Annotated in this window: 12 protein-coding genes; 11 read left to right on the forward strand and 1 reads right to left on the reverse strand. The window is 63.3% G+C overall.

The annotated features are described in order from the left end of the window. The first annotated feature begins 90 nt into the window (after positions 1-90). The 6 genes from O1Q03_RS17755 (at position 91) to O1Q03_RS17780 (ending at position 6,481) form a co-directional block, all read left to right on the forward strand. Positions 91-1,242, forward strand: coding sequence for a branched-chain amino acid ABC transporter substrate-binding protein (locus O1Q03_RS17755; RefSeq protein WP_269505083.1), 1,152 nt, complete (start codon positions 91-93; stop codon positions 1,240-1,242). A gap of 208 nt (positions 1,243-1,450) precedes the next feature. Continuing rightward, the gene (locus tag O1Q03_RS17760; protein ID WP_269505084.1) at positions 1,451-2,623 is read left to right on the forward strand and encodes an NAD(P)/FAD-dependent oxidoreductase; all 1,173 of its coding nucleotides are present in this window, start codon (positions 1,451-1,453) and stop codon (positions 2,621-2,623) included. A gap of 383 nt (positions 2,624-3,006) precedes the next feature. Then, on the forward strand, positions 3,007-3,753 hold the full coding sequence (locus O1Q03_RS17765; RefSeq protein WP_269505085.1) for a carbonic anhydrase family protein: 747 nt from the start codon (positions 3,007-3,009) through the stop codon (positions 3,751-3,753). Positions 3,754-4,142: 389 nt separating this feature from the next. Continuing rightward, entirely contained in the window at positions 4,143-4,745 is a 603-nt protein-coding gene (locus O1Q03_RS17770; RefSeq protein ID WP_269505122.1) for a J domain-containing protein, read from the forward strand. 270 nt (positions 4,746-5,015) lie between these two features. After that, positions 5,016-6,017: a dienelactone hydrolase family protein gene (locus tag O1Q03_RS17775; RefSeq protein ID WP_269505086.1), complete on the forward strand. Its 1,002-nt coding sequence runs from the start codon at positions 5,016-5,018 to the stop codon at positions 6,015-6,017. Between the two features lie 119 nt (positions 6,018-6,136). Then, positions 6,137-6,481 (forward strand): hypothetical protein, encoded by a 345-nt coding sequence (locus O1Q03_RS17780; RefSeq protein WP_269505123.1) that lies wholly within the window; start codon positions 6,137-6,139, stop codon positions 6,479-6,481. A 219-nt stretch (positions 6,482-6,700) separates the two neighbouring features. Here the strand turns inward: O1Q03_RS17780 and O1Q03_RS17785 are convergent, their stop codons facing one another. After that, on the reverse strand, positions 6,701-7,300 hold the full coding sequence (locus O1Q03_RS17785) for a ParB/Srx family N-terminal domain-containing protein (RefSeq protein ID WP_269505087.1): 600 nt from the start codon (positions 7,298-7,300) through the stop codon (positions 6,701-6,703). Positions 7,301-7,996: 696 nt separating this feature from the next. Between O1Q03_RS17785 and O1Q03_RS17790 the strand changes: the two genes are divergently transcribed. The 5 genes from O1Q03_RS17790 (at position 7,997) to O1Q03_RS17810 (ending at position 13,619) form a co-directional block, all read left to right on the forward strand. Continuing rightward, positions 7,997-8,575, forward strand: a complete 579-nt coding sequence (locus O1Q03_RS17790; protein WP_269505088.1) for a DUF4337 domain-containing protein — start codon at positions 7,997-7,999, stop codon at positions 8,573-8,575. Positions 8,576-8,616: 41 nt separating this feature from the next. Further along, complete coding sequence (locus O1Q03_RS17795) at positions 8,617-9,570, forward strand: LysR family transcriptional regulator (protein ID WP_269505089.1); 954 nt, start codon at positions 8,617-8,619, stop codon at positions 9,568-9,570. A 63-nt stretch (positions 9,571-9,633) separates the two neighbouring features. Next, positions 9,634-11,043 (forward strand): FAD-dependent tricarballylate dehydrogenase TcuA, encoded by a 1,410-nt coding sequence (tcuA, locus tag O1Q03_RS17800; RefSeq protein WP_269505090.1) that lies wholly within the window; start codon positions 9,634-9,636, stop codon positions 11,041-11,043. Then, positions 11,030-12,244, forward strand: a complete 1,215-nt coding sequence (gene tcuB / locus O1Q03_RS17805) for a tricarballylate utilization 4Fe-4S protein TcuB (RefSeq protein ID WP_269505091.1) — start codon at positions 11,030-11,032, stop codon at positions 12,242-12,244. The genes tcuA and tcuB overlap by 14 nt, the downstream gene beginning before the upstream one ends. Before the next feature lie 55 nt (positions 12,245-12,299). Further along, complete coding sequence (locus tag O1Q03_RS17810; protein ID WP_269505092.1) at positions 12,300-13,619, forward strand: MFS transporter; 1,320 nt, start codon at positions 12,300-12,302, stop codon at positions 13,617-13,619. Positions 13,620-13,695: the final 76 nt, after the last annotated feature.

Here is a 13,695-nt window from a genome sequence, read left to right on the forward strand (position 1 = left end):
GAGCCGCGGCGATCCGCCAGCACGCGAAAGGTCGCCGGCGCGCGGCAGTCGCGCGTCGCATTCCGACACACCGAAGAGAAGGATTGGCCGATGACGTTCCGCATTCGTTCGCTTTCCGGCATTGCGTTGACCGCCGCGATGTTCGCGTTCCAGACGGGCACGGCCCACGCACAGGAGACGGTCGTCAAGATCGGCGTCGCCGTGCCGTTGACCGGCGGTGGCGCCGCGTACGGCAAGGACATCGAGAACGGCGTGCGCATGGCCGTCGACGAGGCGAACGCCGCGCACACGACGATCGGCGGCAAGCCGGTGAAGTTCGTCGTCACGTCGCAGGACGACCAGAGCGATCCGCGCATCGGCGTGCAGGCCGCGCAGCAGCTGACCGACGCGCAGGTTGCCGTCGTGATCGGCCACTTCAATTCGGGCACGACGCTGCCCGCGTCGAAGATCTACGCGAAGGCCGGCATTCCGATGATCACGCCGTCCGCGACCAATCCCGACATCACGCGCGCCGGGCTCGGCACCGTGTATCGCGTGATCGCCACCGACGGGCAGAACGCCGGCAACGCCGGTGCGTATGCGGCGGGCGTGACCAAGGCGAAGCGCATCGCGATCATCGACGATCGCACCGCGTTCGGCCAGGGCGAAGCCGACGAATTCGAGAAGGCCGTGAAGGCCAACGGCGGCACGATCGTCGCGCGCGAGTTCACGAACGACAAGGCCGTCGACTTCAGCGCGCAGCTCACCAAGATCAAGAGCACGAACGCCGACCTGGTGTTCTTCGGCGGCCTCGACGCGCAGTCGGCGATGCTCGTCAAGCGCATGCGCCAGCTCGGCATTCGCGCGCAGTTCCTGGCCGGCGGCGGCGTGATGAACGCGAACTTCATCAAGCTCGCCGGCAACGCGGCCGAAGGCGCGTCCGTGTGGGAATACGGGCAGCCGCTCGCGCGTCTCCCGAAGGGTAAGCAATTCGAAACCAGCTTCAAGCAGAAGTACGGCGTCGACATGCTTGCGTACGCACCGTTTGCGTACGACGCGACGTGGATCGCGATCAACGCGATGCAGAAGGCGAACTCGACGAAGCCGGCCGATTTCAACGGCGCGCTGAAGAGCACGCGCTACGACGGCATCACCGGCACGATCACGTTTACGAACACGGGCGACCTGAAGAACCCGAGCTCGACGCTGTATGAAGTGAAGAACGCCGCGTGGCAGCCGGTCACCACGCAGACGGCGAACTGAACACCCGAATTACCCGAACGCGCGCCGGCTTCCGCGGCGCGCCCGGACGTGCTGAAATAGCCAACGCGATCGGATGCGATCGCGGCGCATGTCGGAGCGACTCGCCGTGGTCATGGTCTGCCGCGCACGGCGCCGCGCACGACGCGGCATGAACAATTTTCGGGCGCGGCCGGCTGGCCGCGCCTTATATGTGCAACTGGAGTCAGTCGTGAGTTCTCAAGTCGTCATCGTTGGCGGTGGTGTGATCGGCAGCTCGATCGCCTATTTCCTGCGTGCTACCGATCCGACGGTTTCCGTGACCGTCATCGAACGCGATCCCACCTATGCGAAGTCGTCGTCGGCGCTGTCGGCCGCGTCGATTCGCCAGCAGTTCTCGACGCCGTTGTCGATCGAGATGTCGCTGTTCGGGATCGACTTCCTGCGCAATATCGGCGAGCGGCTCGAGGTGGACGGCAGCCGGCCGTCGATCGATCTGCACGAAGGCGGGTATCTGTTTCTCGCGACGCCCGCGGGCGACGCGACGCTGCGCGAGAACCACGCGCTGCAGACCAGGCTCGGCGCCGATATTCGCCTGATGGATCGCGATGCGCTGCGCGCGAAGTTTCCGTGGCTGAACGTCGACGATCTCGTGTCGGGCGCGTACGGCGTGAGCGGCGAAGGATGGTTCGACGGCTACGGGCTCGTGCAGGCGCTGCGCAAGAAGGCGCAGGCGCTCGGTGCGCGCTACGTGCCGGCCGACGTGAAGTCGGTCGTGCGCGACGGCCGCAAGATCACGCATGTCGTGACGGGCGACGGCGAGCGTTATGCGTGCGACACGGTCGTCAATGCGGCAGGCGCGTGGACGCGCACGCTGTCGGCGATGATGGGCATCGATATTCCCGTGTATGCGCGCCGTCGCAGCATCTTCAACGTGTCGTCGCCGGCGAAGCTGACCGATTGTCCGCTGCTGATCGATCCGACCGGTGTGTATTTCCGGCCGGAAGGGCGCACGTATATCTGCGGGACGTCGCCGAGCCCGGATCGCGATCCGGACGACCTGCCGCTCGACGAGGTCGATCACGACCTGTTCGACGAAGTGATCTGGCCGACGCTCGCGAATCGCGTGCCGGAGTTCGAGGCGCTGCGCGTGGAGAACTGCTGGTCCGGCTACTACGAGTACAACGTATTCGATCACAACGCGATCATCGGCTATCACCCGGACCTCGACAACGTCGTGTTCGCGAACGGGTATAGCGGCCACGGGTTGCAGCAGGGGCCTGCGACCGGGCGCGGGGTGAGTGAACTGATTCTGGGCGGGCGGTACGACTCGCTCGACCTGTCGTCGCTCGGCTGGGCGCGAGTGCTGGAAAACCGGCCGATCGTCGAAAAGAACGTCGTGTAGCGCGGCGTGACCGCCCGGTGTGGGGTGGGCGGGATTCTCCTTGTGTCTCAATCTGATTGGCCCGGCTTTGCCGGGCTTTTTTTGGTTCTCGCGGATTTACGGGGAATGTCGGGGAGGAACGTCGGCGTTCGGCCATGTAGGGAACTCATCCGTCGCTTCAGGCTGACTATGCGCTGCAGAAAGCGATGACCAATCCTTTCACTTCACTTGAACGCGGCTAGCGATCGCCTATATTGAATCGATCCCTTGCGGCGGACATAGTAGCCTTCAAACTCCGTCAGGGCTGCGGCGACGATCGGCCACTTCCAGTAACTCCCGCGAGCGTGGTGATCAGGACATGCTGGAACCGTGGGCGCCAGTTGGCAAAAGCGAGGAAGAACGTCATGTGCGACACATTCGAGTATCCGAGGCAATACAGAGGCTCAGGTCGCCGGAATTTTCTCAAGCTTGCCGGCACCGCCACCGTGGTTGGGCTCGCCGCTGGACCACTCTTTACGAAGCCCGCACGCGCCGACGCATTGACCAAGGCACAGCGCGACAGCATGACACCGGAACAGATAATCAAGGTCATGAACCAGGGGAACGCGCGCTTTCAAAGGGGCGAGAGGAAAGCCCGCAATTATTTGCGAGAGCAGAGGGCGAGCTCAGCCGGGCAGTATCCCGCCGCAGTGCTGCTGAGTTGTATCGACTCGCGCGCGCCAGCAGAAGTGATCATGGATCTCGGTATCGGCGATGTCTTCAATTGCCGTGTCGCCGGGAATATCGAAAACAACGACATCCTTGGCAGCATGGAGTTCGCATGCAAACTGTCTGGCGCAAAGGTAGTCGTCGTGATGGGACACACGGCCTGTGGCGCGATCAAGGGAGCCATTGCCAACGCCGAGCTAGGCAATCTCACCGGCTTGTTAGCCAAGATCAAACCCGCCGTGCAGGCAACGATCTACGAGGGAGATCGCTCTGCAACGAACTATGCTTTCGTGGACGCCGTGTCGCGCAAGAACGTCGAGTTGACCATCGACAGCATTCGTCAGCGTAGCCCCGTGCTCGCCGAACTCGAGACCACGGGAACGATCAAGATCGTTGGCGCGATGTACAACCTTCGGACTGGCGCAGTCGAATTCTTCGGCTGAGCACGTCGACGTCCCTCTTCAACAAAATCGCGGAGTACGAGGCGGCCGACCTGACAACACGGACGACCGCTTTCCCATGCAGCGGTCGTAGTGCTAACGCGGCTGCGCACGGCGGGAGAGGGGCGATCCGCGTCGGTCGCGCGTTGCAGAGCGGCGGCCGGCCGCGTTCGGCCATGAAGCGCCGTCAGCCTGCCTGCTCATTCGGACATGCGAGCGGCCGCACCAGTCGGCAAACGGCCGTTCCGATGAGAATGATTCCGATTTCTTCATCTGCCGAAGCGCTGCCGACCTGCACTCAGGGTGTCGGAACTGGTGAATTCTCGACCCGACGGATTGGCGCTCCGGGACATGCTACGATCAACGCGATCCGACTTTCATTCCGACGCACGATGACGACAATGTATGAATTGCTCGGTGTGTCCGAGAACGCCACCGACGAGGAAATCAAGCGCGGCTACCGGAAGGCAGCGATGAAAGCGCATCCCGACCGCAACGTCGGGTGCGAAGCGGAAGCGCATGCGCGATTTCAGGAGATCAAGGAGGCATACGCGATTCTCTCGAACCCGGAGCTGCGCCGCGTCTATGACACCGCTTATGCAGAGGAAATGCTCCGTCAAGCACAGCTTCGCGAAGAAGAGGAGCGCTTGAAGGCCGAGCGCGAAGCGGAATATGAGCGGTTCGTGGCGTGCGCGATGCGCTTCGCCGAGCAAGGGCACAACCGCGACGTCGTGTTCGGTGTGCTGCTCGGCCGTGATTGCGATGTTCAACTGGCCGAGCGCATTGCCGGCAGCGTGGTCGAGCTGCACGCGTCGCGCCAGCCGGGTGCATCGCGGGACGGGCAGCATGATGAGCAGATGCCGGAATGCGACGAAGGCGCGACGCAGGCGGCATCGGCGCAGGCGCCAAAGAGCGACGCGCGAAGGAGCGACGAGCACGCGCATACGGACTTTTTCAGCGCTCTGTGGCACGGCATGTTCGGGCTGCGCCAGTGAGTCCTGAGTGACCCGTTCTGCGAACGCGGAACTCGACCGCGATCGGTGCCGTCTTCGGGGGATGGTTCTTTGATCGACTGCTTCATGAGTTGACGGGTAAGTGGGTAGTGTTCGGCCAGGGCTGCGAGCGTCGGCAAACCGCCGAGCCGCCATTTGTGCGCAGTACCTTTGCTCGCTTCAAGTCTCAAGGGGAAACCAGAATAGCTCACCGTGTGGCGTGGGCTACTCTGCGTTCAAGCAGGTCTTGACCGATTTGAGGGAGGCGCGGCCATGCTCACAACCGAAAGACGTCGGTCACATCCGCGACACGTGATTTCGCTTGCGTTCGTCCTTGTTGCCGCAACGCTGTCGCAACCCGGTTACCCGCAAGTCGCCCGAATGGAAGTTCTCGCCCTTCAGTCGACGACTTTGACGGACCAGGAATTTCTGGTTGGCCGCAAAGATGGCAAGCCGGTGACCTTAGCTGGCGAGCTTCGCCTGCCACGCTCCGGAAGCGAGCGCTTTCCCTTGGTGATTCTGTTACACGGCTCAGGTGGTATATCGAGCTATGTGACCGATTGGGAACAGGACCTGCTGGCAATGGGCGTTGCCACCTTTGTTGTTGATAGTTTCTCCGGTCGCGGCATCAGCAGTGTCAACAACGACCAGTCTCAGATTGGCCGATTGGTGCAAATCGAAGACGCGTACCGGGCGCTTGAGCTTTTGGAGAAACATCCGAAGGTTGACCCGGCGCGAATCGTGCTCATGGGATTTTCGCGAGGCGGCAGCGCCGCGCTCTACGCCGCACTGAAACGATTTCAACGGATGCACGGCCCTGCGTCCGGCCACGAGTTCGCCGCTTATCTGGCGTTCTATCCGACTTGCAACGTGACCTACAGGAATGATGAGGACATCACTGCTCGACCCGTGCGCATCTTCCACGGTGAAGCCGATGACTATGCTCCGATTGCGCCCTGCCGAGCATATGTCGAACGACTCGCTGCGAAGAAAGGGACCGAGGTCAAACTCACGGCATATCCGGACGCGTTGCACGTGTTCGATTGGCAGGCTGTCAAGCAACCTACAAAGTTGCCGCAAGCGCAAACGACACGAAACTGTCAACTCGCAGAAGCAGACAACGGCCAAATCATTAACATTAAAACAAAGCAGCCGTTTACCTACAGCGACGCCTGTGTGGAACGGGGGCCGTCGATTGGCTACAACCAGAAGGCGTCAACCGAGGCTCGAGACGCTGTTAGGCAGTTCCTGACTACTACACTCAATATCCAGTAACCCGATGGCCCAAGCCGTGACTGGAACGATGCGCTGAACCAGATGAGTTTCCGCACGGATGCGATCGCGCGTGAATCACGGTCGCGTGGCCGGGCGGGAGCTTCAGTGTCGGGAAGACTATCAACAACCGGGGACAAATAGCCGGCTACGCCTATCCCGCAATTGGGGACTTGCGCGCTTTTCTGTATGACCACGGTGTGATGAACGACCTCGGCACTCTCCGTGGTGGCGGATTCGGTGCCGCCATTGGGATCAACGACCCTGGCCAAGTAGTTGGCTATGCAACGATCAAAAGCGGGCAATATCACGCTTTTTTATATGACCATGGCGTGATGACGGACCTCGGCACCCTGCCCGGTGGCGGAAGCAGCTTCGCCAACAACATCAACGCGTCGGGCCAGGTGGTGGGTCAATCGCAAACGGCGAATGGTAATACCCACGCTTTTTGTATGATCACGGCGTGATGACGGATCTCGGCACTTTGTCCGGTGGCCGCAACAGCTATGCGACGAGCATTGACAACGAGGGTAATGTGACCGGCGTGGCATACACAGCGGACGGGGCGGGCCACGCTGTCGTCTGGACGGCAGGCCCTTGACGACACCACATGTGCTTGTGCTTATACGCGATCACTGCAAACTCCCGCCGGGAAAGCTGCCGATGGAACCCACCCGCCGCACCGATCACGACAGCTTGTCGCCAAGATAGCCCGGCATGCGTTCGGCGGCTTTGCTGCGGGCAATCTTGATGGCCCTGAGCAACGCCAACGAGAACGACCCCGCTTCCTTGTCGGGCGCAGCCACATGCTTGCGCAGGAAATCCGACCACACGAAGGTGACGAACGCATGCGTGGGCTTGCGGTACGCGCCTGCGTGCCGCGCAAACGCCGCGAGGCTGTGGTACGGGTCGTCGATCAGCCCGTGGATCGTCGGTGGCAGGTCGTCGATGCTGCGTCGCCGGCCGTTCTCGTTGAAAGGATGCACCCAGCGCCTCGATTGCATCTTCTTCCAGAAGCGCTGACGCCCGAGGTGGTGCAAGTCGGCGACGACGGTAACCGGCGCGTCGACATAACCCAGATCCAGCCACGCGCGCGCCCAGTGATGATGGTCGACGATATAAAGCGCGTTGTGCGGACCGACGACGACGCGCACCGCGTGATCTCGCATGAACCGCTCAAGCCGGGTGCCGGTGTAGCGAGCGGTGATCAGCGACTTCGCATGCACGTAGTCCATCCCGATCGTGATTTGGGTCGGCCTCAATACCGACAGCGGTACCCGGTACATGTCATGACCTCAACGTTGTTTCCGGTGCGCGGTCGCCGATCGGACCGGCGGCGGACCGTTCCCGTTCCCATTCCCGGTCTCGCAATATGCGCCCGCGCAGCGTATCGACGAGGCGGCTCGGCGAATGGCCGACGTAGGTTTCGCCGGCTGTGTTTCGACCGATACCAAAGACATGATTCGTCCCTTCGACAACGCTGCCGCTCATCGGGCAGCAAGAAGTGCTCCCGGCCTTGTCAGACCTTCGCAGCCTCGCGTCGGATGGTCGATGGAGGTCAATGTTCCGCGTCGGCGGTTCGGCGCATCAGCCGCCATTTGTTTCAATGTCCTTACGGCAGATTTCGTGCGCACAACGTACATAACGACGGCGACCGACTGTGTCGAGCGCCGGTGAGGCACCATGATCGGTCGTTCGATTTTCCATAATCGTGTCGTGCATGACACGGGCGACTGCTGTCGACTTGCACTTTGTAGCCGGCAATTCATTCACAATGTCGAACCGTCGCCTTTTTCTGCGGGAGTCGGCGCGCAACCAGCGCGAGGGGCCGCAGCCCATCGTCAGTTCGTTCTCACTTTCGCGCGAACGGACTGCCGCAACCGACCTGCGACCCAGCGATAGTGCCACCGCGTGTGCTACCCGCTTCCCACGTGCGTGAGAAGCGCGTATAAGCCCATTCAACTCATGCGAACCTTTCCGTTATGCCAGACGATTTCGAAGTTCACGGCCCGCACGATGATGCGGTAGAGCACCATGCGGCGCATGGAGAAAACCACGGCGCGGCGCGCATCGCGGTGATGACGGCCGTCCTGGCCTGCATCGGTGCGATTTCCGCATACCAGAGCGGTGCGGACGAGAACTTCGCATTGCTGCACAAGAACGAGGCCGCGATCCAGAAAACCGAGGCGGCCAACCTGTGGGCTTATTACCAGGCAAAGGGCGAAAAGCAGAATCTAGCCGAGCTCGGTGCGGCCTTGAGCCAGGAAGGGTCGCCGCAACGAAAGCGTTTCGAAACAGACGCGGCGCGGTATCGCGCAGAGAAGGAGCCGATCCGCGCGCGCGCCGAAGCGCTCGAGCAGGAAGTCGTGAAGAGCAATGCTGCAAGCGAGGCGCGGCTACACCGGCACCATCGCTGGGCGCAGGCCACGACCATCATCCAGATCTCGATCGCCCTTGCCGCGATCACGATTCTCACGCGGCGCCCATGGATGCAACGCCTGTCGATGGGGGCTGCAGCGGTCGGCGTCGTCCTCGCAGGGCTGGCGTTCTTCGGTGTGTAGCGGCCGACGAGCTCGCCCCAATCTCTCTGACCGATCGCGGAATGGAACTCAGACAACTACGCTATTTTCTCAGCGTCGTCGAACACGGAAGCATGGGCAAGGCAGCGCTGGAACTCGGCGTGGTGACCTCGGCATTGAGTCAGCAGATCAGCCGTCTCGAAGGCGAACTGTCCACGCGTCTGCTGCAACGCACGTCGGGCGGCGTCGTTCCGACCGACGCGGGTTTGGCGTTCTGGCGACAGGCCCAACTCGCGATGCGTCATATCGACGATGCCGCGCTCGCTGCACGCTCGGCCCGTCTGTCGGGGCATGTCAGCGTCGGCATGGCGCCGAGTACGGCCAGCGTGCTAGGTGTCGCATTCATGCAGGCAATGCGCACGCGCTATCCCGACGTGCGGCTGCACATGGTCGAAAGTCTCTCCGGCTATCTTGCGTCCATGCTGAGCGCGCGCCAGATCGATCTCGCCGTGCTGTTTCGCGAGGAGCCCGCGCAACGCTGGAGCGTGCTGCCGCTGCTGGACGAGCGGCTGTTCCTGATCGGTGCGGGCGATCTCGATGGCATGCCGACGAGCCCATCCGTCCGGCTGAAAAATCTCGGCAGGCTTCCGCTCATCCTTCCCAGCGGTACGCACGGGCCGCGTTCGCTGCTGTTATCAGCGTTCAGGCGCGCCGAGTACGAGCCGAACATCGTCGCCGAAGTCGATGGCCTTGCGCTGCTGATGGACTTCGTCCGCACCGGCATCGGCGCGACGATACAGCCGGGCGCGGCGCTCGCAAGGCCGGAGAATATGGTGCTGACGAGCGTGCCCGTCGCGGAGAAATATGCGGCGCGGCCCAACATGATCGCCAGCATCTCCGACGACGAACTGTCTCCCGCCGGCCTCGCCGCGCGCGTGGTCCTCGCCGATGTCGCCCGTCAACTGGTGCGGGAAGGCCGCTGGCCCGGCGCCCGACTGCGTGAGTCCGACTCTTCACGAAACGTGAAGACCCGTTGACGGCTGGCTGGTAGCGAAGCGGGCACGCGACCCTTACGATGCGTCCGAAAGGAGACGAATCCAATGGTCGATGTGCTCGTAATCGGAGGAGGCAATGCCGCGCTGTGTGCGGCATTGATGGCGCGCGAAGCGGGCGCCTCGGTCCTGCTTCTCGAATCCGCACCGCGCGAATGGCGCGGCGGCAACTCGCAACACACGCGCAATCTGCGCTGCATGCACGATGCGCCGCAAGACGTGCTCGTCGATGCCTACCCGGAAGAGGAATTCTGGCAGGACCTGCTGAAAGTCACCGGCGGCATCACGAACGAGCATCTCGCGCGGCTGACGATCCGCGCGTCGTCGTCGTGTCGGCCGTGGATGCAGAAGCACGGCGTGCGCTTCCAGCCGCCGCTGTCCGGCGCGCTGCACGTGGCACGCACGAATGCGTTCTTCATGGGCGGCGGCAAGGCGCTCGTCAACGCGTATTACCGCAGCGCCGAAGCCCTCGGCGTCGATATCCGCTATGAAACGCCTATCGATTCGCTCGAACTCGACGGCAGCCGCTTCATCGCGGCGCGCAGCGGCAGCCGGCGCTTCGAGGCGCGCGCGTGCGTGCTGGCGGCCGGCGGCTTCGAATCGAATCGCGAATGGCTGCGCGACGCGTGGGGGCAAAACGCGCGCGGCGAATGGCCTGCCGACAACTTCCTGATTCGCGGCACGCGCTTCAACAAGGGCGTGCTCATCAAGCACATGAGCGACGCCGGTGCGGACATGATCGGCGACCCGTCGCAGTCGCACTGCGTCGCGATCGATGCACGCGCGCCGCTGTATGACGGCGGTATCTGCACGCGCATCGACTGCGTGTCGCTGGGCGTCGTGGTGAATCGTGACGCCGAGCGCTTCTACGACGAAGGCGAGGATTTCTGGCCGAAGCGCTATGCGATCTGGGGGCGGCTCGTCGCGCATCAGCCAGGTCAGATCGGCTATTCGATCATCGACTCGAAAGCGATCGGCCGCTTCATGCCACCGGTGTTCCCGGGCGAAAAGGCCGACACGCTGCTGGAACTCGCGCGCAAGCTCGGGCTGCCGGAAGCGCGCTTCATGGAAACGCTCGCGCGCTATAACGATTCATGCCGCGACGGCACGTTCGACCACACCGCGCTCGACGACTGCCACACCGAAGGCCTCGTGCCGCCCAAGACGCACTGGGCGCGCCGCATCGATACGCCGCCGTTCTACGGGTATGCGTTGCGGCCAGGCATCACGTTCACGTATCTCGGTCTCAAGACCAATGATCGCGCGCAGGTCCACTTCGGCGGCAACGCCAGCGAGAACCTGTTCGTGGCCGGCGAAATGATGGCCGGAAACGTGCTCGGCAAAGGCTATACAGCGGGCGTCGGCATGTCGATCGGCACGGCCTTCGGGCGCATTGCCGGCACGCAGGCCGCGCGCGCCGCGCTCGAAACAACGGAGGCAACCCATGCAGCAGTCTGATTCGCTCGCACCCGAACGCCCGCACACCGCGTTATCGGTCGACAGGAAAAAAACGTCACACGACAGCACGGCGCGGGTGATCCCCATTGTGCCGATGAGCGCCGGCGAAACCGAAGTGGCGCGGCAGATGCAGATCTGCAACGCGTGCCGCTATTGCGAAGGCTTCTGCGCCGTGTTCCCGGCGATGACGCGCCGCCTGGAATTCGGCAAGGCGGACGTCAACTACCTGGCGAATCTCTGCCACAACTGCGGCGCGTGCTATCACGCGTGCCAATACGCGCCGCCGCACGAATTCGGCGTGAACGTGCCGAAAGCGATGGCCGAAGTCCGGCTCGAAACCTACACCGAATACGCGTTTCCGGCGTCGTTCGGCGCGCTGTACAAGCGCAACGGCCTGACGCTGTCGGTTGCACTGGCGGTGGGGCTCGCGCTGTTTCTCGTGCTCGGCACGGCATTGCACGGCGGCTCGTCGGGTGATATCGCGCCGGCGAACTTCTACGCGATCTTCCCGCACAACCTGCTCGCGGCGATGTTCGGCATCGTCTTCCTGTTTGCGATGCTCGCGCTCGCTGTGGGCGTCACGCGCTTCTGGCGCGACGTGTCGGCGGGAACGACGAGCGCGAGCGCGCCGGCCGTCGCGGAAGCAGCGAAGAACGCACTGACGCTCAAGTACCTGGACGGCGGCCACGGTGACGGCTGCAACGAAGAGAACGATGCCTTCACGCTGGCGCGGCGCCGTTTCCATCACCTGACGTTCTACGGATTCATGCTGTGCTTCGCGGCAACCGCGGTCGCGACGCTCTATCACTATGCATTCGGTCTGGAGGCGCCGTATCGGTTTCTGAGCGTGCCGGTGCTGCTGGGAACGGCAGGCGGCATCGGACTGATTGCGGGGCCAGCGGGCCTCCTGTGGCTGAACCTGAAACGCGTTCCGGAGCGGGGCGATGCCCGTCAGCGTCCGATGGACCGCGGCTTCATCGCGCTCCTGCTGCTGACCAGCGCATCGGGGCTCGCGCTGCTCGCACTCCGAACGACCTCGGCGATGCCGATGCTGCTCGCGATTCATCTCGGCGTCGTGATGGCGCTGTTCGCGACGCTGCCTTACGGCAAGTTCGCGCACGGCATCTTCCGCTCGGCGGCGTTGCTCAAATCGTCGATAGAGAAGCGGCAACGCAACACGCTGAGCCTCGGTTCGGACTAGCACTCAGTGGGCGCCTGCGGGCGCTCGTCACGATAGACAACAAGCAGGAGACACAATGAATCGCACCGAAACGAGCGCCACTCCGTCCGCCGTTGCTCGCACGACGAGGGCCGCCGCCGTGTTGCGCGTGACCAGCGGCAATTTCATCGAACAGTTCGATTTCTTTCTGTTCGGCTTCTACGCGACATCGATCTCGAAGATCTTCTTCCCGTCCACCAGCGTGTTCGCGTCGCTGATGCTCACCTTCGCGGTGTTCGGCGCGGGCTTCCTGATGCGCCCGCTCGGCGCGATCTTTCTCGGCGCGTATATCGACAAGGTCGGCCGGCGCACCGGGCTGATCGTCACGCTGTCGATCATGGCGAGCGGCACCGTTCTGATCGCCTGCGTGCCGGGGTACGCGACCATCGGCCTGCTCGCGCCGGCCCTCGTGCTGCTCGGGCGTCTGTTGCAAGGCTTCTCGGCCGGCGCGGAACTGGGCGGCGTGTCCGTCTATCTCGCGGAAATGGCGACGCCCGGCAACAAGGGCTTTTACACGAGCTGGCAGTCGGCGAGCCAGCAGGTCGCCATCGTCGTGGCGGCGGCCATCGGCTATGGGCTGAACGAATGGCTGTCAGCGCAGCAGATCGGCGCATGGGGCTGGCGCGTGCCGTTTTTCATCGGCTGCGCGATCGTGCCGTTCCTGTTCATCCTGCGCCGCTCGCTGCAGGAGACCGCGGCGTTCGAAGCGCGGCGGCATCATCCGCAGGCGCGCGAGATCTTTGCGATGCTGCTCCGCAACTGGCGCACCGTCATCGGCGGCATGCTGCTGACGGCGATGACGACCACCACCTTCTATCTCATCACCGTCTATACGCCCACCTTCGGCAAGTCGGTGCTGAAGTTGTCCACCTCCGACAGCCTGATGGTGACGCTGTTCGTCGCCGCATCGAATTTCGTGTGGCTGCCGATCGGCGGCGCGATTTCCGACCGGATCGGCCGCAAGCCGCTGCTGCTCGCGATTTCCGTGCTGGCGATCTGCACGGCTTATCCCGCGCTGTCCTGGCTCGCCGATGCACCGAGCTTCGCGCGCATGCTGATCGTGCTGCTGTGGTTCTCGTTCTTCTTCGGCATGTACAACGGCGCGATGGTCGCCGCGCTCACCGAAGTGATGCCGGTCGAAGTGCGCGTCGCGGGCTTCTCGCTGGCGTTCAGTCTCGCGACGGCGCTCTTCGGCGGCTTTACGCCGGCGGTGTCGACGTATCTGATCCAGGTGCTGCATGACAAGGCCGCACCCGGCTACTGGCTGAGCTTCGCTGCGCTCTGCGGCTTGTGCGCGACGCTCGGGCTGTATCGCCGGCGCGCGGGCAGCAACGCGTCGGCGGCATCGTCGGCCTGATGGCGATTGCATCGCGCGGTGCAGCAAGCCCGGCTTCGCGCCGGGCGTCCGCCGCAGGTATCGGACGCTCGCCTGT

The organism is Burkholderia sp. IMCC1007 (assembly GCF_027257875.1).
In the GTDB taxonomy this organism is placed as follows: Bacteria; Pseudomonadota; Gammaproteobacteria; order Burkholderiales; family Burkholderiaceae; genus Burkholderia.